This window comes from Streptomyces sp. NPDC025618 (assembly GCF_055558795.1).
This window is the reverse complement of record NZ_JBVHLW010000050.1, coordinates 1-20,680: the sequence shown is the minus strand read 5'-3', so window position 1 is coordinate 20,680 and position 20,680 is coordinate 1. Positions and strand designations below refer to the sequence as shown.

19 protein-coding genes and 2 tRNA genes are annotated in these 20,680 nt (G+C 74.0%); 6 read left to right on the top strand and 15 right to left on the bottom strand.

Going from position 1 to position 20,680, the window contains the following annotated elements; genetic code table 11:
- Positions 1-173: 173 nt before the first annotated feature.
- Positions 174-764 carry a lytic polysaccharide monooxygenase auxiliary activity family 9 protein gene (locus ACZ4A5_RS28040; protein WP_467590102.1) on the top strand — a complete coding sequence of 197 codons (591 nt, stop codon included), beginning with the start codon at positions 174-176 and terminating at the stop codon, positions 762-764.
- Positions 765-826: 62 nt separating this feature from the next.
- On the opposite strand, the gene ACZ4A5_RS28035 is transcribed toward ACZ4A5_RS28040, so the two are convergent.
- From ACZ4A5_RS28035 to ACZ4A5_RS28010, 6 genes are all read right to left on the bottom strand, one after another.
- On the bottom strand, positions 827-1,666 hold the full coding sequence (locus ACZ4A5_RS28035; protein ID WP_467590099.1) for a cytochrome c biogenesis CcdA family protein: 840 nt from the start codon (positions 1,664-1,666) through the stop codon (positions 827-829).
- Positions 1,663-2,409 (bottom strand): DsbA family protein, encoded by a 747-nt coding sequence (locus ACZ4A5_RS28030; protein WP_467590095.1) that lies wholly within the window; start codon positions 2,407-2,409, stop codon positions 1,663-1,665. Before ACZ4A5_RS28030 ends, ACZ4A5_RS28035 begins: the two co-directional genes overlap by 4 nt.
- A gap of 78 nt (positions 2,410-2,487) precedes the next feature.
- Complete coding sequence (locus tag ACZ4A5_RS28025) at positions 2,488-2,898, bottom strand: hypothetical protein (RefSeq protein WP_467590092.1); 411 nt, start codon at positions 2,896-2,898, stop codon at positions 2,488-2,490.
- Between the two features lie 94 nt (positions 2,899-2,992).
- The gene (locus ACZ4A5_RS28020) at positions 2,993-3,475 is read right to left on the bottom strand and encodes a hypothetical protein (protein ID WP_467590089.1); all 483 of its coding nucleotides are present in this window, start codon (positions 3,473-3,475) and stop codon (positions 2,993-2,995) included.
- 220 nt (positions 3,476-3,695) lie between these two features.
- Positions 3,696-3,769: transfer RNA gene (locus ACZ4A5_RS28015), tRNA-Lys, on the bottom strand.
- Between the two features lie 78 nt (positions 3,770-3,847).
- On the bottom strand, positions 3,848-4,606 hold the full coding sequence (locus tag ACZ4A5_RS28010; protein WP_467590086.1) for an IclR family transcriptional regulator: 759 nt from the start codon (positions 4,604-4,606) through the stop codon (positions 3,848-3,850).
- Positions 4,607-4,924: 318 nt separating this feature from the next.
- Here ACZ4A5_RS28010 and ACZ4A5_RS28005 point away from each other — a divergent pair, with 318 nt between their 5' ends.
- Positions 4,925-6,010, top strand: a complete 1,086-nt coding sequence (locus ACZ4A5_RS28005; protein WP_467590083.1) for an LLM class flavin-dependent oxidoreductase — start codon at positions 4,925-4,927, stop codon at positions 6,008-6,010.
- Between the two features lie 45 nt (positions 6,011-6,055).
- On the opposite strand, the gene ACZ4A5_RS28000 is transcribed toward ACZ4A5_RS28005, so the two are convergent.
- On the bottom strand, positions 6,056-7,705 hold the full coding sequence (locus tag ACZ4A5_RS28000; protein ID WP_467590147.1) for a putative bifunctional diguanylate cyclase/phosphodiesterase: 1,650 nt from the start codon (positions 7,703-7,705) through the stop codon (positions 6,056-6,058).
- 522 nt (positions 7,706-8,227) lie between these two features.
- On the opposite strand from ACZ4A5_RS28000, the gene ACZ4A5_RS27995 reads away from it, so the two are divergent.
- Positions 8,228-9,451, top strand: coding sequence for a M6 family metalloprotease domain-containing protein (locus tag ACZ4A5_RS27995; protein ID WP_467590144.1), 1,224 nt, complete (start codon positions 8,228-8,230; stop codon positions 9,449-9,451).
- Positions 9,452-9,510: 59 nt separating this feature from the next.
- Here ACZ4A5_RS27995 and ACZ4A5_RS27990 read toward each other — a convergent pair.
- The 7 genes from ACZ4A5_RS27990 to ACZ4A5_RS27960 form a co-directional block, all read right to left on the bottom strand.
- A tRNA-Lys gene (locus tag ACZ4A5_RS27990) sits at positions 9,511-9,584 on the bottom strand.
- A gap of 56 nt (positions 9,585-9,640) precedes the next feature.
- A complete protein-coding gene (locus ACZ4A5_RS27985; RefSeq protein WP_467590080.1) occupies positions 9,641-10,315 on the bottom strand; it encodes a bifunctional DNA primase/polymerase in 675 nt (224 codons plus the stop codon).
- Positions 10,316-10,448: 133 nt separating this feature from the next.
- Entirely contained in the window at positions 10,449-10,814 is a 366-nt protein-coding gene (locus ACZ4A5_RS27980) for a hypothetical protein (RefSeq protein WP_398868400.1), read from the bottom strand.
- A gap of 450 nt (positions 10,815-11,264) precedes the next feature.
- Complete coding sequence (locus ACZ4A5_RS27975) at positions 11,265-12,656, bottom strand: AAA domain-containing protein (RefSeq protein ID WP_467590077.1); 1,392 nt, start codon at positions 12,654-12,656, stop codon at positions 11,265-11,267.
- Positions 12,657-12,687: 31 nt separating this feature from the next.
- Positions 12,688-14,319, bottom strand: a complete 1,632-nt coding sequence (locus tag ACZ4A5_RS27970) for a hypothetical protein (protein WP_467590074.1) — start codon at positions 14,317-14,319, stop codon at positions 12,688-12,690.
- 46 nt (positions 14,320-14,365) lie between these two features.
- The gene (locus ACZ4A5_RS27965) at positions 14,366-15,565 is read right to left on the bottom strand and encodes a hypothetical protein (protein ID WP_467590071.1); all 1,200 of its coding nucleotides are present in this window, start codon (positions 15,563-15,565) and stop codon (positions 14,366-14,368) included.
- Complete coding sequence (locus tag ACZ4A5_RS27960) at positions 15,486-16,475, bottom strand: phosphatase PAP2 family protein (RefSeq protein ID WP_467590068.1); 990 nt, start codon at positions 16,473-16,475, stop codon at positions 15,486-15,488. Before ACZ4A5_RS27960 ends, ACZ4A5_RS27965 begins: the two co-directional genes overlap by 80 nt.
- A 289-nt stretch (positions 16,476-16,764) precedes the next feature.
- On the opposite strand from ACZ4A5_RS27960, the gene ACZ4A5_RS27955 reads away from it, so the two are divergent.
- Positions 16,765-17,358, top strand: a complete 594-nt coding sequence (locus ACZ4A5_RS27955) for a histidine phosphatase family protein (protein WP_467590065.1) — start codon at positions 16,765-16,767, stop codon at positions 17,356-17,358.
- 172 nt (positions 17,359-17,530) lie between these two features.
- Here ACZ4A5_RS27955 and ACZ4A5_RS27950 read toward each other — a convergent pair whose 3' ends face one another.
- Positions 17,531-18,907 (bottom strand): tetratricopeptide repeat protein, encoded by a 1,377-nt coding sequence (locus ACZ4A5_RS27950; protein WP_467590062.1) that lies wholly within the window; start codon positions 18,905-18,907, stop codon positions 17,531-17,533.
- 307 nt (positions 18,908-19,214) lie between these two features.
- On the opposite strand from ACZ4A5_RS27950, the gene ACZ4A5_RS27945 reads away from it, so the two are divergent.
- Both ACZ4A5_RS27945 and ACZ4A5_RS27940 read left to right on the top strand, forming a co-directional pair.
- The gene (locus ACZ4A5_RS27945; protein WP_467590060.1) at positions 19,215-19,661 is read left to right on the top strand and encodes a hypothetical protein; all 447 of its coding nucleotides are present in this window, start codon (positions 19,215-19,217) and stop codon (positions 19,659-19,661) included.
- Positions 19,662-19,717: 56 nt separating this feature from the next.
- A complete protein-coding gene (locus ACZ4A5_RS27940; RefSeq protein WP_467590057.1) occupies positions 19,718-20,587 on the top strand; it encodes a spermidine synthase in 870 nt (289 codons plus the stop codon).
- Positions 20,588-20,680 lie beyond the last annotated feature (93 nt).

The following is a 20,680-nucleotide window of genomic DNA, read 5'->3' as shown; positions in this document are numbered from 1 at the left end:
GTGACGTCCTCGCGGGTGAACTTCGGCCGGATGACTTCCTCCATTGGCCTGGACATGACTAAAGGCTGGTACTAGCCTCCGCCTTGGTCTAGACCGCAGTTTTTGTTTGGTCACAGCACTCGGCTCACAGCACTCGGCTCACAGAACCCCCCACGTTCTTCGAGGAGCGAAGCATGCGCAAAAAGATCAGTGCGGCGATCATCGGCCTCGGCATCGCCGCCGTCTCCCTGCTCGGCACGGGCAGTGCCGGCAGTCACGGCTACACCGACTCTCCCACCAGTCGCCAGGAGTTCTGCGCGAACGGCACCGCGCAGGACTGCGGTGACATCCAGTGGGAACCCCAGAGCGTCGAGGGCCCCAAGGGGTTCCCCTCGCACGGGCCGTCCGACGGGACGATATGCGCGGGCGGCAACAGCCGCTTCGCGCAGCTCGACGACCCCCGGGGCGGGCAGTGGCCCGCGACCCCGGTCACGGCCGGGCAGGACTACACCTTCCGCTGGCGGCTCACGGCCCGGCACGCCACGACGGACTTCCGCTACTACCTCACGAAGCCCGGCTACGACCCCACCCGGCCGCTCACCCGGTCGGACCTGGAGGACGAGCCGTTCCTGACCGTCCCGTACGGCGGCCGGATCCCGGACGCGACCGTCACCCACCAGGGGACGATCCCGGCCGGGCGGACGGGCAAGCAGCTGATCCTGGCGGTGTGGACGATCGCGGACACGGGCAACGCCTTCTACGCCTGTTCCGACGTGCAGTTCTGACCGGTCCCGGTGCGCCGGCCGGGCCCGATCCAAAGGGGTCGGGCCCGGCGGCCGGCCGGCCGTCAGTCCTGTCCCGGCTCCGGCCGCTTCTCCGGGCGCAGGGCGATCCGGGCCAGTACGCCGGCCACCACCAGCGCGACCACCGCGAGCAGCGCGTAGTCCGGCACCGCGTTGCCCACCCGGGACGCGAGCTCCTCCAGGCGGAACTCCTGGTCGGCGTCCAGGATGCCGGGCAGGCCGGTCGTCCCGTCGTAGGCGAGGAAGAGCACGCCGATGCCGATGAAGAAGAGGCCGGACACCAGCGAGGTGGTGTGCAGCCGCAGCCGGCCCACCCGGAGCTCGCGGCCGCGCAGCCAGCGGCGGCGGCCGAGCTGGAAGCGGTCCCAGAACAGGGCCAGCACGAACAGCGGCAGGGCCATGCCCAGGGCGTAGACGGCGAGCATCGACGCGCCGAGCGCCGGGTTGCCGGTCGCGGCGGTCAGGGTCAGCACCGCGCCGAGGATCGGCCCGGCGCAGAACCCGGCCAGTCCGTACACACAGCCCAGCAGGAACGTCGACGCCGCGGACCGCGGAGTGATCCGCCCGGCCGCGGCCTGCGCCCGCTTCGACGCGAAGCCCAGGCCGAGGATCTGCGCGACGCCCATCGCGATCACCAGCCAGCCGCCGACGGTGATCAGTACGTCGCGGTGGCCGTTGAAGAGGCGGCTGGCGGCGGTGGACGCGGCGCCCAGAGGGACGAGCGTGGTCGCGAGCCCGAGGTAGAAGACGCCGGTGCGGGCGAGCAGCCGGCCTGGGCTCGCGAGGGAGTACGCGAAGAACGCCGGCAGCAGCAGCGCGCTGCACGGGCTGACCAGGGCGAGGGTGCCGCCGAGGAAGGCGGCGAGGTAGCCGATGTCGGTCACTTGTCGCTCTTCTTCGCCGCCTCGGCCTGCGCGATGGCCTCGTCGAAGGCGCTCATGGGCTGGGCGCCCGCGATCGGCCGCCCGTTGACGAGGAAGGTCGGGGTGGACTGCACGCCGATGGAGTACCCCTCCTCCTGGTCCTTCTTGACCGCGGCCGCGGAAGCGGAGCCGTTCAGATCGGCGCGGAACTTGTCGAGGTCCTCGACGCCACCGGTGCGTGCCATGTCGACGAGCTTGTCCTCGGCGAGCGCGTCACCCTTGCGGGTCTTGGCGTAGACCTCGTCGTGGAACTGCCAGAACCGGCCCTGCTGCCCGGCGGCCCAGGACGCGCGGGCGGCCCGCTCGGAGTCCTTGCCGAAGATCGGGAAGTTGCGGAACTCGATGCGCAGCGTGCCCTCGTCCACGTACTTCTTGATCAGCTCGGGCTGGCTGTCGCGGGTGAACTTGCCGCAGTACGAGCACTGGTAGTCGGCGTACTCCACGAGCACCACGGGCGCGTCGGCCTTGCCGACGGCCAGCGGGTCGTCGCCGCCGCGGCGGACGCTGGCCTTCTCCAGCTGCGCGTAGACCTTCTGCCGCTCGTCGGCGGAGGGGGCCGCGTCAGCGGCGGCGGGCTGGCGCTTGCCGGAGCCGCCGGCGTTCTTGCCGATCGCGATGCCTGTGGCGACGAGCGCGACCACGAGGGCGACCACCGCGCCGATCGCGGCGATGCGGCGGGAGGGTGAGGAGAGACGTGCGGACATGGGGGAGTGCTCCCTGGGGCGTACGGAAATCTGGACATGCCGGGGCACGGCCCGGTGCGCGGGCCGTGGGCGGACGGTCTAGATCCGTAGGACGGGGAGGAGCTCGGCGCAGCCGCCGACCGGGACGGGCGGCGCGCGGGGGGCGCCCGGCCGGGGCGCGTGGCCCTCGGGCAGGGCGGTGCGGCCGGTGCCCGGGCCGGTCAGCGGGTCGGTGTGAGCGTGGGGGACGACCGCCTGGGTGCCACTGAGGGGCGCGTCCTGCTGCTTGCAGGTGCCGCCCGAGCCGAAGGCGTCCGCGGCGTGCGGCCGGGCCGCGGAGCCGGGCGCGGACACAGGGGTCTGCCGGGCGGCCTCCGCCACCTTCGAGACGGCGGTCCCCTTCCCGGACGCGGACGCGAAGGGGCCCGTCCCGGCGAGGGACGGGCCGAAGACGACCGTGAGGAGGAGCAGGAGCACGGCGGCGGCCGATGGACGGCGGTGCTGCGGCACGTACTGCTCCTTCCTGTCGCTCTGCTCGCACGGGCTCGGCGACGCGGGCTTCTCGTGCGAGCGGGGTGGGCCCTCCATGCTACGGGCCCGCCCCTCACGCCTCCCGGGCGGCGAGCTCCGCCGTGCGGGCGTCCTCGGCGGCGAGCGCCCGCAGCGCGGTGCGCTGGGCGAACCAGAGCAGCGGGCCGGATATCGCGGCCATCACCGCGGCGAAGGCGAGGTGGCCCGCGGTGGAGACGACCGACAGGCCCAGCAGGGCCAGCGCGAAGTGGCTGCCGAGCCGGAGGGCGAGCAGCCCGAGGGCGATCTTGCGGGTGCTCTTGCCGCGCCACAGCCGCTTGGCCAGCTGGAGCCGGGAGCGCAGGACGGTCAGCGAGACGACGAGGTTGACCACGGCGAGCGCGCCCAGCACCCAGAGGATCTGCGGGAACGCCTTGTAGAGGTCGTACGCGCCGGAGGCCACGGCCTCGAAGCCGAAATACCACAGCGGCAGCGGCTTGATGTCGGCCGGCTGCGCGGGGGTGGTGGCAGCGGCGGTGCCGGTGGCGGTGGCGGGTGCGATCGTCGCGTTGTCCATGGGAAAAATTCTGTCGGCGGGGGTGGCCCGGCGGCAGGCCCGGACATCATGGGTCCGCGATGACTTTTGTCATGATCCCGGTCACGTACCGGATTCCGTACCTGGATTCCGTGCGCGGCCCCCGTGGTCCGTGCCCCGTACCCCTGGCGCCCCGCCCCGTACCCCTGGCTCCGCGCACGAAGAAGGCCCCTCACCGGAGTGAGGGGCCTTCTTCTGTCTGTGCGCCGCCAGGGACTCGAACCCCGGACCCGCTGATTAAGAGTCAGCTGCTCTAACCAACTGAGCTAGCGGCGCCTGCTGACAGAGATAAATATACCTGGTCCGAACGGGTGCTCCCGACCACCCGCCTGCCCGGGGCCCGGACCGGCGGGATCAGAGGGCCATCGACAGCAGCACGGGCGTCGCCCGCCGGTTCAGGGTGTCGGCCGCCTGCCGCAGCCGGTGGGCGTGGGACAGCGGGAGCGAGAGCGCCAGGCAGCCGACCGAGCGCCCCGCGGTGATCGGCACGGCCGCGCACACCGTGCCCACCGCGTACTCCTGGAGATCGAGGACGGGCACGGTCGCGGGCTGGGCGTCGAGCCTGCGGAAGAGGGCCTTCTCGCTGGTGATCGTCCGGGAGGTGAGCCGGGCCGTCTTGTGGCGCGAGAGATGGTCGCGGCGGTCGTCGTGGTCGAGCTGGGTGAGCAGGCACTTGCCGATGGCGCTGGCGTGGGCGGCGGAGCGGAAGTCGACCCATTCGTGGACCTTGGGGGTCTGCGGACTGTCCGCGAAGTCCGTGATCCTGATCTCGCCGTCGACGTAGCGGCTCAGATAGACGGCGGCGCCGACCGAGTCGCGCAGCTCCGACAGCGACCGCCGCAGCTTGAGCCGCAGGGCCTGGGTGCGGTCGTCGGCGGAGCCCAGCAGGGCCAGGGTGTCGCCGGCGGCATACGCGCCGTCCGCGAGCCGCTCGACGTAGCCCTCGCGGCGGAGCATCAGCAGCAACGGCGCGAGGTGCTCGGTGGACAGGCCGGTCTCGCGTGCGATGAGCGCTTCGGTCACACCGCTGGGGCGATTCGAGACCGAGTCCAGCACCCGGAGGGCGTACTGCACCGAGTGGAACGGCGCGGTCGGCTCGTGTTTGAGCGCCACGGTTTCCCCCCTAGCGGGCTTGCCGTCAAGTTTCCCGCTCTCACGATAACCGCGAAAGGGCTACCAGGGAGAGGGTGTTGACCAGACCGCGGCCAACGGGCAAGGCGCTGTCCTGGGGCGCGGCACTTTGGCATATGCGCTTGTCATGTGGGTACGGCGAGACCGGGGGAAGATCGGGGAAGCGGCCTGCCACGGGAATAAGCGGAGAGTCGCTCCGGTTGCTCCCGGCGAAAGCGAGACGACCGGAGCGCGGCACGGGAGTGCCGCGGGCGATCAGGAAGGCGGACCACCGTGGCCGATGTACAGGGCGGTGCCCCCGTGAGTGACGGTATCCGGGGCACGGCGGAGGGCAGCGCGCCCGTCCCTCTGTCCGTACTGGACCTGGCGACCGTCGGCAGCGGCCGGACCGCCGCGCAGGCGCTCCGCACCACCGTCGAGCTGGCGCGGCTGGCCGAGCGGCGGGGCTTCCACCGCTTCTGGGTCGCCGAGCACCACTCGATGCCCGGCATCGCCAGTTCCTCCCCGGCCGTCGTCCTCGCCCACATCGCGGCCCATACCGACCGCATCCGCCTCGGCTCGGGCGGCGTGATGCTGCCCAACCACGCGCCGCTCGTCATAGCCGAGCAGTTCGGCACCCTCGAGGCGTTCGCCCCGGGGCGCGTCGACCTCGGCCTGGGGCGCGCGCCCGGCACGGACGGCGCGACCGCCGCCGCGCTGCGCCGCGCGGACCGGCTCCGGGAGGACGCGGACGACTTCCCGCAGCAGCTCTCCGAGCTGACCCGCTTCCTGGACGACGACTTCCCCGACGGGCACCCCTACTCCCGCATCCACGCGGTGCCGGGCCCCGTCCAGGGCCGGGTTCCCGGCGGGGTGCAGCGGGCCGACCGCCCCTCCATCTGGCTGCTCGGCTCCTCCGGCTTCAGCGCGCGGCTCGCCGGTGTGCTCGGACTGCCGTTCTCCTTCGCGCACCACTTCTCCTCGGCGAACACGATCCCGGCGCTCGACCTCTACCGCGAGTCCTTCCGGCCGTCCGAGATCCTCGACCGGCCGTACGCCAAGATCGGCGTCCAGGCGTTCGCCGCGCCGGACGCGGCCGAGGCCCTCCGCCAGGTGCGCACCGGGGCGCTCTCGATGCTGCGGCTGCGCACGGGGCGGCCCGGCCTGATCCCGACGCCGGAGGAGACGGAGTCGTACGACTACCGCGCGGGCGAGCGGGAGTTCGTCGACAGCTGGCTGGCGAACGTCGTCCACGGCACGCCGGACGAGGTGGCCGAGGGGCTGCGGGGCCTGGTCAAGCGGACGGGCGTGGACGAGCTGATGATCACTTCCAACGCGCACGGCGCGGACGCGCGGCTGCGCAGCTTCGACCTGATCGCGGACGCCTTCGGGCTGCCGGGAAAGTAGGGCGGCTCGTTCTGCCGGACGGGCACCCCGTCCGGCAGAACGCCCTCAGAACCGCCCCACCCCCACCGTCCCCAGCAGGGCCGAGATCGAGTCCGCCGCGACGGGGCGGGAGTAGAACCAGCCCTGGCCCGTGTCGCAGCCGATGCGGCCCAGCCGTTCCGCCTGCTCCGCGCTCTCCACACACTCCGCCGTCACCTTGATGCCCAGCCGGTGCGCCAGTTGGACCAGCGCCTCGACGATCGTCTCGTCCGCCGGGTTCGGCGGCTCCTCCGAGCGGAAGCCGTGGACGAAGGAACCGTCGAGCTTGAGCGTGGAGACCGGCAGCCGGCTGAGGTAGGCGAGGTTGGAGTAGCCCGTGCCGAAGTCGTCGATGGCGATGGCCACGCCCATGTCGCTGAGCTGCTGCAGCTGTTGCAGCGGCCGTCCGGCCGAGCCCATCACGGCGGACTCCGTGAGCTCCAGCTGGAGCAGCCGCGGCGGCAGCCCCGTCTCGGCGAGGATCGCCGCCACATCCGCGACCAGGTCGGAGTCCCAGACCTGCCGCACGGCCACATTGACGCTGACGACGATCGGCGCCCGCGGGTGGTCCAGCTGCCAGCGCCGCGCCTGGCGGCAGGCGGTCGCGAGCACCCAGCGGCCGAGCGGGACGATCGCGCCCGTCTCCTCGGCCAGCCCGATGAACCGATTCGGCGCGAGCATCCCGAACTGCGGATGGCGCCACCGCACCAGCGCCTCCACGCCGCGCACGACCCCGTCGCCCAGCCCCACCAGCGGCTGGTACTGGAGCACGAACTCGCCCCGCTCGACCGCCGGGCGCAGCGTGCTGGAGAGGGCCTGACGGGTCATCCGGTGGGCGTTGCGCTCGGGGTCGAAGAGGGTCCAGCGGGCCTTGCCGTCGGCCTTGGCCCAGTACAGCGTGGTGTCCGCGGCCTGCATCAGCTCCGTGGCGTGCGTACCGGCGGCCGGCCGCTCGACGACCCCGATGCTCGCCGACACGGACAGCCGCTGGCCCGCCACCTCGAACGGCCGTTGCAGCTTGGTCTGTACGGCCGCGGCGAGGGCGATGAGCTGCTCCGTGCCCGCCGACTCCTCGACCAGCAGGGCGAATTCGTCACCCCCGAGGCGGGCCACCAGATGGCCGCCCGGCGCCGCGCACTCCGTCAGCCGCTTCGCCACCGCGCTCAGCAGCCGGTCGCCGGCCCGGTGGCCGAGGGTGTCGTTGATCGCCTTGAAGCCGTCGATGTCGAGATAGCAGAGCCCGATCCGGCCGCGCCCGCCGTGCGCGACCGCTCCCGTGGTGAGCGCCGTCGTCAGCCGCTCGAAGAACAGGCTCCGGTTGGGCAGCCGGGTCACCGGGTCGTGCATTCTCAAGTGCCGCAGCCGGGCGCGCAGATCGCGCCGGTCGCTGATGTCGGCGACCGACAGCAGGGTGTCGCAGCTGTCGGGCAGCGGCGTGACGATCACTTCGGCCCACATCCCCTGTCCGCCCCGCGGCCGCAGCCGGCGGGTGCAGTGCAGCCGCTCGCGGCGGCCGAGCAGCACCTCGCGATAGGCGAGCCAGGTGCGCGAATCCTCGCGCAGCCCGGTGAGATCGGCGGCCGGCGCGTCGGCGAGCCGGGCCGGGTCGGTGCCCAGCAGCTCGCCGAGCGCGTGGTTGGCGGTACGCACCAGCCCGTCGCGGCCCACCACGGCCATGGCGAGCTGCGCGGCGTTGAAGGCGGCGCGAAAATCGCTGGATTCATTACGTTGCGTGACGACTGTAGGCGTTGAACCGGGCGCGCCGCCCTGGCTGTCGAGGGTTCCGCTCACCGCTCGCTCCCGCATGGCATTCGTTCCGCACTGGCTTCGTATGGGTCTCATGGATCTCGTACGTACGTCCGAACACACGGCTGGCGGCCGCCTGTCCGGGGGAATCCGTGCTGGAAATGTGGCGATCATAGAGCGCGCACGTGGCCCGTTCCAGCGGCCCGGCCCTCGGGGCTCCGGGTGCCTTCTCCCCTTTGTCCCTTCCTGATCGACCCTGCGCGCTCCTGGCTGAGCTGATGGCGCCACGCCGTCTCGATTGACCGTCAGTGACTGAGTGTGATGTACCCAGAAGTCGGCTTAGTCACTCGACCGGGGTAACAGAAACGGGCATATCACCACAAATCCAATGAGGCTGGGTGAGGTGTCCCGAATCCGTCCCGGGAGGTCGACGTGGTGCGTCCGCAGACACCCATGGGGGTGGACCGGCCGCGGCCGCGACTGCGCCGCGTCGGAGCCGTCCTGACCGCCCTTTGCGCGATCGCTACCACCGTCGTCGCCGGGCCGGCGCACGCGGTGGGGCCCGGCGGGCCGTGCGCGCTGCCCCGCAGCCAGGCCCACCACTCCGAGGGGCTCGACACCTGGAACCCGGCCTACCCCCGGCCCGTCGGCCGGCTCGACGCCGTGATGATCTTCCTGTCCTTCCCGGACTCCAGGCCCGAGGTCGCCCCGGAGCGGCTCGCGGCCGATCACTTCCCCGCCACCTCCCGCTTCTTCGAGCGGGCCTCCTACGGGCGGTTCTCCCTCGAGGCCCACCCGCTGAAGAAGTGGCTGCGGATGCCCCGGCCCGCCACCTCGTACCACATACAGCGGGACTGGGACGGCGACCAGCGCTCCGAATACCTGCGGGACGCCATCGCCGTGGCCGACGGCGACGTCGACTTCAGCCGCTACGACCTCGTCTACTTCGTCGCCGACCCCGACGCCCCCGGCGTCGACTCCGACGCGACCAAGGTCGTCAACCTCGACCACCCCGTCCAGGTCGACGGCACCACGCTGCGCCGCGTCGTCACCGTCTTCGAGCACCACCCGCCCGACCGCAACGTCCTCGCCCACGAGACCGGCCACGTCCTGGATCTGCCCGACCTCTACCACCGTCCGCAGGACGGCAAGGGCGACTGGGACACCCACGTCGGCGACTGGGACCTCATGGGCAGCCAGTTCGGGCTGGCCTCGGACCCCTTCGGCTGGCACAAGTGGAAGCTCGGCTGGCTCGGCTCGCGGCAGGTCGCCTGCGTCCGGGGGCGCGGCGGCAGCCTGCACACCCTCCAGCCCCTGGAGGCCCCGATGAAGCCGGGCGGCGACAACCGGACCCGCCTGATCGTGGTTCGCACGAGCCCCGAGAGCGCCATCGCCGTCGAGGCCCGCTCCGCGTCCGGCAACGACGCCGCCACCTGCACGGAGGGCGTGCTCGTCTACCGCGTGCAGAGCGACACCGCCTCCGGCAACGGACCCGTGCAGGTGCTGGACGGTCACCCCGGCCACCAGGCGTGCTGGGGCGAGTCGGTCTACCCCGCGCTCGCCGACGCGCCGCTCGGCGTGGGGGAGTCCCTGCGCTCGGACGCCGACGGGGTGCGGGTGTCCGTACGGGGCCGGACGGCGGGCGGCTCCTGGACGGTCGCGGTGACCCGGGACTGACAGCGATTTCCGCGCACGAAGAAGGCCCCCCACCGAGGTGAGGGGCCTTCTTCTGTCTGTGCGCCGCCAGGGACTCGAACCCCGGACCCGCTGATTAAGAGTCAGCTGCTCTAACCAACTGAGCTAGCGGCGCCTGCTGACGTGGAAGACTCTAGCACCCTGATCCGGTGGAACGAAAATCCGCATGTTTCAGCCGGGAGAATGCGCGGGTGTGCTGGTCACACGGGTGGCCGGGGCATCCTCGGGGTACGCGCGGCCGCTCCTGAGATCCGGGCCGGCGGCCTCCCGGGTGACCCGTACGCACGCCCACAGCAGCACCTCGGCGTCCGGCAGCCAGGGGTGGCGCGTCTCCGGGGCGACCAGCCAGCGTGAGGCCGGGGGCACGGGCTCGTCGTCGGCGGGCGGATAGAGCGGGGGGACGGTCACCGCGTCGCCCGTCCCGTGGCACAGCAGCGGCGGCATCGCGCGGGCCCACTCCTCCCACGTGAGCAGCGCGGGCAGCCGCTGGGCCGTGCCGGGGGCGGCGAAGAGCAGCAGGCGGCCACGCTGGACGGCGACCGGCCCGGACCCCGGTCCGTTCGCCCATAACCGGTCCAGGACCTTGCGGCCGAAGAGAGCCGGGAGCCCGACCACGTCGAACGCCGTGCCGCACGGCAGCACCATGGGGGCGCCCGGGTTCTCCGCCCACAGGGCGTGCACATGATGCGGCGCGGCGCCGGCGGAGGCGAGCCAGTCGGCCCCCGCGAGCGTGACGTAGGAGGCGGCGGGGCGGTACGCGGCGTGCGGCGGTGCGGCGCGCCGGGGGCGGGCGGGGGCGGTCCGCCGGAAACGGATGGAGCGCGGGTCGTTCGGCCGGGAGTTCATGTCCTATGGTCTGCGCCACGCCCCCGCCCGCTCGCGGTAGTTACGGGAAATCGGGACAGCGTGGCGGGCGGTGCGCTATCTTCCGCCGCGCATATGCCAACGGCCCATGGTCCTGGACCACGGGCCGTGCGGGTCAGTCGACGGTGCTGCTGCCCCGCAGCAGGTCACGGCCGAACTCGACCATCTTCTTCGCGTAGTCCTCGCTCCACTCGGCGCGCGCCGCGATCACCGCGGTCGGCAGCCGGTCGAAGCGCCGGGGGTCGGCGAGCTGGGCCGCGGCGACGGCCTGGAACTCGATCGCTCTGTCGGCCGCCGCGCGGAAGGCCAGCGCCAGCTCGGTGGAACGGGCCAGCAGCTCGCGCGGGTCCTCGATCGACTCCAGGTCGAAGAAGTGCTCCGGGTCGGCGAGGGCCTCGGGCGGCTCGAAGAGCAGCTGCGCGGGCTTCAAACGACGCGGCCCACTGTCGCGCGCGCCGGGAGCCGGCTTCGGCTCGCACATGTACATACCTCCAGGATCGTCTGCACCGCCATCCATTGTCCTGCGCCGCGCAAGTGGGCCCGATGGGCGGGCCGTGTCCCTTCGTAGTGGCGCGATGCGGTGGCGCGGGTTCAAGGGGCTCGGAAACCGCGCGACCAGCCGGACACGACCCGCGGCCGCGAACCGGGCTGACGAGTCACCCGGTAGGCGCGAACGGGGCCAGGGACGTGACCATTGGCTGCCCCCCCGGCGGTCGGGCGGCGTGGTGCTTGCCGCTATACAGGCGGGACCGGAGTGCCGGTCACGGTCGCCAGGTCACCCGGTGTTCCAGCAGGTGTGCCCACACCGCGTGATTCGCCTCCCACCCGTCCGGGGCTGTGACCGCTGGCCGCCTCCGGCGGCGTGCCGGACTCCGTCCGGCGGTTGGGCGGCGTGGTGCTTGCCGTCGGCCGGGCGGGGCCGGGGCGCCGGTCATGGCCGCCAGGTCACCCGGTGTTCCAGCAGGTGTGCCCACACCGCGTGATTCGCCTCCCACCCGTCCGGGAACTTCACCGTCACCCCCAGGCGCACCGGATCCGTCGACGGGTGTTCGTCCAGGAGCTGGTCGACGCCCGCCCGGCCCACCACCACGCACGCGTGCCGGTGGCGTGACGCCAGCACGCACAGGCGGCCCGTCTCCAGGTGGAAGGCGGTCGCGTCCGGGCGGCCGGACAGCGGGTGCAGCACCACCGTGACGTCGAACTCCCGGCCCTGGAGCCGGTTCGCCGTGTCCACGGTCACCCCGCGCACCCCCAGGCCGGCCAGCGCCGACCGCACGGCGGCCGCCTGGTCGCGGTGCGCGGTGCCCACCGCGATCCGGTCCGCCGTGAGCGGCACCGGGTCGGGGGAGAGCTCGCTCGTGGCCGCGCCGCCGCGGTCCAGCAGCCGCCGGACGACGTGGGCCACCGCGCCCACCGCCTCCGGGTCCGTGCGCGGCGTCCGGCGGGCGGGCAGCTCCAGCAGGCCCCAGCCCGTCTCGGCGGCCTCGTCGAGCACCCGGTCCGGTGCCGAGCCGTCCGACGGCACCCCGAAGGCCAGCCGCCGGTCGCCGTACCCGGTGCCGCTGCGGAAGGGGGTGTACGGATAGAAGGCCGCCGAGACCAGCGGCGCGGCCGAGGCGGGCAGCCGCCAGGAGACGGGCAGCCGGTGCTGGGGCAGGCCCGGATTGTGGGCGAGCAGCGTGGACACCGCGCTCGCCGAAGGGTCGTACGACAGCCCGGCCCACTGCGCCGCCCCCTCCGCGCCCACCACGCTGAAGGGGTCCAACTGCCCCGGGTCGCCGACGAACAGCGCCCGCTCGAAGAGCCCGGCCACCGCCAGCAGCGCGTCGGAGCGCATCTGGTACGCCTCGTCGACGATCGCGTGCCCCCAGGGCTCGGTGACCTTGGTGTGGGCCCACTTCGCGGCCGTGGAGACCACCACGTCGAGCCCCGCGAGGTCGGCCGCCCGCGCCGACTTCACCACCGAGGGGAGCGCGTCCAGCGCCAGGTCGTACGGCTGGGCCTCGTTGCTGTGCAGCCGGCCGACCGGCAGCTCCGGGTCCTTCGCGGCCAGGCGCAGCACCAGGTCGTCGACCTGGGCGTTGGTCTGCGCGACGATCATCAGCGGGCGGCCCGCGGCCGCCAGCTCCCGCGCCGCCCGCACGACCAGCGTCGACTTGCCCGCGCCCGGCGGGGAGTCGACGACGACGCCGCGGTGCGTGCTGTGCAGGGTGTCGCGCAGGATCGCGTCGGTCGCGGCGCCGGCCGCCGCGGACGGGTCGAATCCGGGGGCGGGGCGGGACCGCGCCGCCGGGACGGCGTGCGCCGCGTCGGTCGGGTTCACAGCCGGTCCTCCGTCACGTTCACCGTCACGTTCACAGGTGGTCCTCCGGAGTCACCGGATCGGGGGCTTCCACGGCCTCGCCCGGCGGGCCGCCGTGGGTCCAGGGCGTCCGCTCGGGGTCGGGCAGCTCGGGCCCGCCGCGCGGGGCGTGCTCGAAGAGGGTCCAGCAGACGCGGTCGCCCTTCTCCGGCACCGAACCCGCGTCGGGAACCTTGCCCCGGCCCATGCCACCGGTCAGCCGCACCGTCAGCACGCCGGGCTCGCCCGCCACCGGGCCGACGAACTCCGCCGTCTGCGACGTCGCGCCGTGCGCCCGGTGGACCTTCGCGCCCTCGGCGAGCAGCGGGGTGTCGTCCGTGCGCACTGTCACCAGGGGCCGCGGGCGCGGCACCTTCGCCGTCGAATACTCCATCACCACCTCGATGACCTCGCCCGCGAACGCCTCCCCGGACAGCCGCCGCGCGGCCATCACCAGCGGGTCGTCCAGCGCCTCCTGGGCGTCGAGCTGCGCGAGCGCCGTCTCCCGCGCGGCCAGCTTCCGGGCGGCCGTCACCGCGTCGTCCCGCCGGGGCTGCGGCGGTTCCCCGGCCCGTACGCGATCGCGGTGCGCTGTGTAGGACCACCGGTCCCGCTTCCACCGGTCGGCCACCCGCTCGCCCGCGGGCAGGCCGCGCAGCAGGTCGACGCCCTGCCACACGGCGTCCCACGTGGGCCGCAGCTGTGACTCCAGCAGCGCGCGGATCTCCCGCTCGGCGCTCTCCAGGGCGGCCGCGGCGGCACGCTGCCGGGCCTGGGCCATGGCCGCGCCCGCCGGCCCGGCCGCCGCCAGTGCGGCGGCCGCCTCCGCCGCCTCCGCGCGGGCCCGGTCGAAGCGGGCCGTGGCGGGCGCCAGCCGTTTGTTGTCGAACGCGGGGTCCGTCGCGGGACCCGCCGGGGGATGGAGCAGCAGCCCGTCAGCGTCCCGGGCCAGCTCCGCGCGCAGCGCCGCCGCCGCGCCCGTCGAGCCCGGCGGCGGGGCGATCCAGGCGAGCAGCGCGCCCAGGTGCTGGTCCTCCAGATTGCTCTGCCCCGTCGCCCAGTGCCTGCTCAGCAGCTGCGTCATCGGCAGCAGCAGCGACGAGCCGGGCACCCGCGCCCGCTCCCCGAAGTGCGTCAGCCAGCGGCCGAGCAGCGGCACGCGCGGGGGCGCGGGATACGCCGCCTCCGGATCCTGCTCGGCGGTGCGCCGGAACCGCATGGAGCGGCCCAGCAGCCGTACGTACTCCACCGCCGCGGTGCCCGGCACCAGCAGCTGCGGAGCCTGTGCGCACAGCTCGACCTCGACCGGCACCTTCCTGCCTGTCTCCGGGTCGGTCTCCTTGCGCTCCTCCGTCTCCACCGCGTCGGCGAATCCCTCGACGTAGGGCAGCACCGCGTCGGCCAGCTCGGCGAGGAACGCGAACCGCAGGTCCCTGTCGCGCGGCTGCGGCACCACCAGCAGCCGGGGCGCGTCCCGGTCGGTGCCCACCAGCGCGCCCAGCGGGGCGCCCGCCTCGCCGGCCGTGGTGAGGGGCACGAACACGAGCGGCCGCTCCGCGAGGTGCCGGTGCCGCACGGTCGCGAGGGGACGGGCCCTGCCGTCCCGCACGGCCTCCATGCGCGCGAGCGAGGTGATCAGCGACATGCGGGCCCCTTCTGTCCGCCGGCGGGGGAGGAGCGGTGGAGAGTCGTCATACGGCGGCCTCCGTGCCCGCGCCGGCCAGGGCCAGCGCCTCGGCGCGCAGGGCGGCCGCGCGGCGCAGGGCGGCGACGGCGGGGTCCTCGGGGTCGCCGGTCTCGCCCAGGGCGGCGGACAGCACCGACTCCACCGTGGTCAGTCCGCCGAGCTCCCCGCGCAGGCCGCGCCCCAGGGTCTCCACCGCGCCCGCCCGCCGGGCCCGCGCCCGGCAGCGGAAGGCCAGCTCGCACGCGGCCAGACACTCCGGGGCGTACGCCGCCTCGACGCACTCGACGGCGTCCAGCAGCTCCTCCGCGGGGCGCGTCGCCGTGCGGCCGTCCTCGGCGAGGCGCAGGTCGAAGGTGGTGCCCTTAGGCAGGCCGGCCGCGATGTCCTCGACGCGGGACAGCCGGCCGAGCTGCCGCCGGGTGGTGGCCAGTTGCTTGCGTACGTCGAGGAGCTCGGCGGCCGGGAGGTTGGAGAAGTCCTTGGGACAGACGAGCAGCACGCGCGCGTGCACGCGCGGGGCGGCAGCCAGCCGCGCCGCGACCTCCTCCAGGGCGAGGACGTAGACCGCGGCCTGCCGGGCCGCCGCGCCCACCTTCGTGGCGTCCGCCGCGCCGTCGACCATCGCGAAGGACTTGATCTCCACGACGGTCCAGCTCCCGTCGGGGTGGACGACCACGGCGTCCGGCTCCAGATAGGCGGGCGTACCCGCGACGCCCAGGGCCAGCAGAGGGTGGTCCAGGAGCGCCCAGCGTCCCGCGGCGGTGGCCTCGCGCAGGGCCAGCGCCGTACGCGCGGTGCGGCCCTCGGGACCGGCGGCGGAGAGGTCGGGGGTGTCGACGGAGCCCGGCTCCGGCGCGGGTGTGCCGTCGGCCAGCCGCTCGTGCAGCAGGCGGATCAGGGCGGCCCCGCCGTCGGCCTTGACGCGCTGCTCGAAGGAGTGGCCGCGCACCAGGGCGAACTGCGACTGCCCGAAGGTCGCCGGGGCGCCCAGGGCCCGTGCCAGCGCCCCCTTGTCGACCCCCGCGCCGTCCAGCAGCGCCCGGCGCCGGCAGCCGGGGTTGGCGGCCAGGGCCGCCAGGGCACGGGCGTCCAGCGGGCGGGCAGCGGTGCCCGGCCCGCGCAGCTCAGCGAGCCGCTGCCGCAGCGCCGTCGGCGCGGCTGTCTCCGGCCTCGCCGGTGGCCGGCTGTCGAGGGATCTGGTCACTGGCGTCCGCCTCGCGAAGTCTCTCCGGCGCGCCCCGGGAGCCGTCTCCGGCCGGGGAGCCGGAGGCCGCGCCCCGGGGAAGCGCTGTACCTGCCGAAGTCTCGCATCCGGCACCGACATTCGCGGGCGTACCGGCGGTTTCCTTGCCTGTCGACCGGGAGGAACGGTCCGTGATCCGGTCGACGCACCGCAGCGCGGGCTTGGCCAGCAGGAAGCCCACACCCATGACGGCCGCTCCCGCGACGGCGTCCAGGAAGTAGTGGTTGGCGGTGCCCATCACCACGAAGGCGATCGACAGCGGGTAGACGACACCGGCGATCTTCGCCAACGGGGTGCGGCCGTAGCGGTACATCACGACGCCGCACCACAGGGCCCAGCCGACGTGCAGGCTCGGCATCGCGGCGTACTGATTGGTCATCCCGCCGAGGCCCCGCGGGGCACTGGCGTCGCCGCCCCACCAGCCGTACTCGGCGTACATCCGCATCGTGTCGACGAAGCCCTCGGCCGGGTCCAGCAGCCGGGGCGGGCAGGTGGGCAGCAGGGTGAAGCCGATGAGGCCGATGAGGGTGGAGATCATCAGCCAGCTGCGCAGGAGGCGGTAGTCGGCCGGGCGGCGGCGGAAGGCCCAGACCAGGAGTGCCGGGGTGAGGATGTAGTGCAGGGACGCGTAGGCGAAGTCGGCGGGTATGCCGAGGGCCGGGTGGTCCGTGAGCAGCCGGTTGAGCGGGTGCTCGAAATTTATTCGGAAGGTCTTCTCGAGGTCGAGGATCGACAGCCCGTGGTCGACGGCCGTCTGCACGTCCTGCCTGACCAGCAGGCGGCCCGCGGAGTACAGCGCGTACACCACGGCGATCAGCGGCAGCTCGGTCCACCAGCGCGGCCGCTTCCCGAGTGGTGCGGTGCGGTACATCCGGACGCTCTCCATTTGTTCAGGCGGCCAACAAGCGCGCATGCCACCGTACGGTGTACGCCGCGTCGTTCGCACACCGCCCCGCGGCTTATCGGAAACGCCCAGTTCGCCCGCCGTTCGGCGAGGGTGGGCGGAGTGCGAGGGAGGAGACGCCGGAAGCCACTGGAGGGTTGCCTGAGGCGGGTGTGAGCGATGATGGAGGACGAGCGGATGGGTTCTGGCAGGGCTTGTAATTATCTGCCGCCGTCTGTAGTGAAAATCACCGAAATCTTCTGAAGGGTCCCTCGTCATGGCACCGCGCATCCTGCTGGCCCGGCACGGACAGACGGAGTGGTCGCTGTCCGGCAAGCACACCGGCCGCACGGACATCCCGCTCCTCGACGAGGGCCGGCGCGGCGCGAAGCTCCTCGGCGAGCGCCTGCACCGCGCCCCCTGGGACGGACTGCCGGACGTCGAGATCCGCACGAGCCCCCTGGTGCGCGCCAAGGAGACCTGCGAGCTGGCCGGCTTCGGCGACCGGGCCACCGACTGGGACGCGCTGATGGAGTGGGACTACGGCGCCTACGAGGGGATGACCCCCGCCGAGATCAAGGCGCGGCGCCCCGGCTGGCTGATCTGGCGCGACGGCGTGCCGGAGGGCGAGACCCTGGCGGAGGTCAGCGCCCGCGCCGACGAGGTCGTCCAGTGGGCGCGCTCGGCCGACCGCGATGTGCTGATCTTCGCGCACGGCCACATCCTGCGGACGATCGGGGCGCGCTGGCTGGGCCTCGACGCGTCCTTCGCGGCGCGCATCCGCCTGGACCCCACGTCGCTGTCGATCCTGGGCTGGGCGTACGACGCGCCGGCGATCGAGCGGTGGAACGACACGGGGCACTTGGCTTGAGGGGCGGTTCCGCGGGCTGGGCCGAGTCGTTGTCCGCGGGGTGAGTCGTCCCGCACCACCGCTGCGCGGCGGTGTCCTCGAGCGCCGGACGGGCTGGATCGCCTGACTGCGGCGTCTTTCGCCTGCGGGTCACCGATTGCGGGATGCCGCCACCCCGCGCTGCCGCGAGCGGCTAGCCGCCGCTCGCCACCGCGTGCCGGTACCGGCTCAGGAAACCTTCCGCCTCGTGTGGGTGGTGGCGGAGGCGGCGGGCCGTCGTGGCCAGCATGGTTTTGATGCGCGTCGAGTGGACCTCCGTCAGCAGGTCCAGCGCGCGGTCACCCGCGGCAGCCGCCTCGTCCGGCTCGCCGCCGTGGGCCAGGTCGCTCGCGAGCTGGGTGGTGAACAGCGCGATGTTGCGGGCGAAGTGCGGGCTCTGCAGGTCGACCGCGCGCCGCGCGTGGTCCGCCGCGCGCGCCCAGTCGCCGAGCGCCGACCAGCACTGTGCCTCCAGCCCCTCCAGCTCCGCCTCGCCGAAGAAGGACATCCACTCCGGGTCCGCGTCGGCGGTCCCGCGCTCGAAGAGCGCGCGCGCCCGCGTCAGTGCCTCCTCGCACGCCCCGCGGTCCTCGAGCCCGGCCCAGCCGCCCGCCTCCCGCAGGGCCAGCAGCGACATCAGCCGCGGCGACGCCAGCCGGCGGCCGGCCCGCTGTGCCGCCTGCGCCGCCCGGACCGCCTCCCGCGGGCGCCCCGCGTCGCGCGCGAGGAAGGAGGTGTTGCAGAAGGCGTGCGCCTCCAGCGCGGGGTCCCCGGCGACCCGTGCCGTGGCGAGCGCCTCCGCGTAGTGCGAGCGGGCGTCCGCGAAGCGGCCCGAGTCGTGGGCCAGCCAGCCGACGGAGATGGCCAGTTCGCCCGCCCCCGCGTGCAGCCGGTCCGCGACCGACTGCCGCCGGGTGTCCGCGTCCAGCAGTTCGTACGCCACCCGCAGCGGCCGCGCGGCGCGCCGGTAGAGGCCGTCCGCGCCGTGCCGGTCGTCCAGCAGCCGGATGCGGCGTACGGCCTGTTCGACGGCCGCCGCCTCGGGTTCGCCCGCGTGGCGCGGGGAGCGGGGGGCCGGGACGACGGCCCCCAGGGAGACCGCCGCCATCGCCGCGGTGCCGCTGGTCATGAACGCGCGACGCAACACGTCGCTCTCCTTGTGGCTGTCGAAGGGAATGCCGGGAGCGGCCGGGGCGTGCTCGGCGAGCGGCTCCCCGGACTCCCGTGGCGACGTCTCGGCGGTTCCGCGCGCCTTCTTTCCGCGTACCACGTTCCGCGGCGTGAAACCCATGTCCGCCGGTTCCCTGCCGGGGAACATATGCCGGAACACGCGCTCGTAGGCATAGTTGGGGCAGCGGATCTCGCCGGACTCCACGCGCCCGATGTAGCGCGCGTCGCACGAGACCTGCTCGCCGATCTCCCGGGCCGCGCGCCGTACGGCCGCCGCGAACTCGGCCGGTGAGCGGCTGCCCCGCAGTTGCCGGAACGTCTCGTTCGGGCGGGGTGGAGGTGACGCGTGGGACGACGCCATGGCCGGCCCCTCTTCCTGGCGAATGCCGCCCCGCGGGATGCGAACGGGGGCGTGGGCTGTTGCTGCCCGTCGGGCTGCCGGAGCGGCGGAGCTGCCGCTCGGCGGAGAAGACCGTACCGGCAACGAGGGGGCCACTACCCCGTGTTTGGCTACAAAACGGATATCTCACTTGCGATCCGCCATGAAGTGCCATCCTTTGTGACGGCATGGCACCGTTGCCGTTGACGTGGTTCGCGCGTTGTACCCATGAGCGCGCTCGACGCGGAGTGGCACGGCGGAGGAGGGGTTTCCCTTGGTGGAGGCCGGAGTGGACATCAGCAGCTCGCGTACGACGGCCCTGCACCTGCCGTGTGAGGACCACAGCCCGTCGCCGTCCCCGTGCGCGGCCCAGGCGGCCGTCGACGCCGGGCAGTGCGACCTCGTCACCGTGCCCGCCCGGCAGGGCCTGGAGGCGGTCGACATCCTGCGGCTGCGTGACGGCGTCGGCCCCGTGCTGCACGACGGCGAGTGCGACACCCTCGGCTTCCTGGTGCCGCCCGGCACGGCGGACGCCTGGGACGTCCCGGGCAGCGCCTGCACCCAGCCGCGCGGCCGCGGCTTCCAGACGGACCCGGCGGAGCCGCCGCCGCTCACCGGCACCGGCTGGCTCGTCGCGCCGGAGGCCGCGTTCTCCGAGGCGACGGATCCCGTCGTGCTGCGGGCGGCGCTCGGCGAGGCGGCGCGCACGATCGCGGCCGTCGACCGCTGCCGCTAGGCGGCCCGCCGCCGGTGGCCGGGCGGCCCGGGGGCGGCGCGGGCGATAATTGCCCGATGGGCAAGAGCAGGCAGAAGCAAGGGCGTGGGCGGGCGGCGGAGCCGGTCACCGAGCAGGTGGCGGGCGGGACCGCCGCCCTCGTGCCGGACCGTGACCGGCCACGCGGCTTCACCCTGACGATCGACGGGGCGCCGCAGTCCCACGTCGACCTCGACGACCCCGCGTATCTCGCATTCGCCTATCAGCGCAGGCTCGGCCACATCGCCGACCTGGTGGCCCCGCCCGGCAAGCCGGTCCAGGTGCTCCACCTGGGCGGCGGCGCCTTCACCCTCGCCCGCTACGTCGCCGCGACCCGGCCCCGCTCCACCCAGCAGATCGTGGAGATCGACGCCCCGCTCGTCCAGCTGGTCCGCCGCGAGCTGCCCCTGGACCCCTCCTGGCGTGTCCGGGTGCGCGGCGGTGACGCCCGCGAGGGTCTGGCCAAGGTGCCGGACGGCTGGGCGGATCTGATCATCGCCGATGTCTTCAGCGGCGCCCGCACCCCCGCGCACCTGACCAGCGCGGAGTTCGCCGCCGAGGTGCGGCGCGCGCTGCGGCCGGGCGGCTTCTACGCCGCGAACCTCGCGGACGGGCCGCCCCTGTCCTACGTCAAGGCGCAGATCGCCACCGTGCGCACTGTCTTCCCCGAGCTGTGCCTGACCGCCGACCCGGCGGTCCTGCGCGGGCGCCGCTTCGGCAACGCCGTGCTGCTGGCCTCCGACCACGAGCTGCCGGTCGCCGAGCTGACCCGGCGCGCCGCCACCGACCCGCACCAGGGAAGGGTCGAACACGGCCGCGCCCTGGCCGACTTCACGGGCGGCGCGGCACCCGTCACCGACGCGAGCGCCAAGCCGTCACCGGCGCCGCCGCCCTCGGTCTTCGAGTAGCGGGGGGGGGGGGGGGGGGGGGGGGGGGGGGGGGGGGGGGGGGGGGGGGGGGGGGGGGGGGGGGGGGGGGGGGGGGGGGGGGGGGGGGGGGGG

Bases quoted from the DNA above. Each gene is read 5' to 3' on its own strand.
- ACZ4A5_RS28000 (WP_467590147.1), bottom strand. From the start codon at position 7,705: ATGGCCGTGGTGGGCCGCGACGGGCTGGTGCGTACCGCCAACCACGCG.
- ACZ4A5_RS27995 (WP_467590144.1), top strand. From the start codon at position 8,228: ATGGGGGTGGACCGGCCGCGGCCGCGACTGCGCCGCGTCGGAGCCGTC.
- ACZ4A5_RS27940 (WP_467590057.1), top strand. From the start codon at position 19,718: ATGGGCAAGAGCAGGCAGAAGCAAGGGCGTGGGCGGGCGGCGGAGCCG.
- ACZ4A5_RS28030 (WP_467590095.1), bottom strand. From the start codon at position 2,409: ATGTCCGCACGTCTCTCCTCACCCTCCCGCCGCATCGCCGCGATCGGC.
- ACZ4A5_RS28040 (WP_467590102.1), top strand. From the start codon at position 174: ATGCGCAAAAAGATCAGTGCGGCGATCATCGGCCTCGGCATCGCCGCC.
- ACZ4A5_RS27980 (WP_398868400.1), bottom strand. From the start codon at position 10,814: ATGTGCGAGCCGAAGCCGGCTCCCGGCGCGCGCGACAGTGGGCCGCGT.
- ACZ4A5_RS27985 (WP_467590080.1), bottom strand. From the start codon at position 10,315: ATGAACTCCCGGCCGAACGACCCGCGCTCCATCCGTTTCCGGCGGACC.
- ACZ4A5_RS28020 (WP_467590089.1), bottom strand. From the start codon at position 3,475: ATGGACAACGCGACGATCGCACCCGCCACCGCCACCGGCACCGCCGCT.
- ACZ4A5_RS27970 (WP_467590074.1), bottom strand. From the start codon at position 14,319: ATGTCGCTGATCACCTCGCTCGCGCGCATGGAGGCCGTGCGGGACGGC.
- ACZ4A5_RS27960 (WP_467590068.1), bottom strand. From the start codon at position 16,475: ATGTACCGCACCGCACCACTCGGGAAGCGGCCGCGCTGGTGGACCGAG.
- ACZ4A5_RS27955 (WP_467590065.1), top strand. From the start codon at position 16,765: ATGGCACCGCGCATCCTGCTGGCCCGGCACGGACAGACGGAGTGGTCG.
- ACZ4A5_RS27950 (WP_467590062.1), bottom strand. From the start codon at position 18,907: ATGGCGTCGTCCCACGCGTCACCTCCACCCCGCCCGAACGAGACGTTC.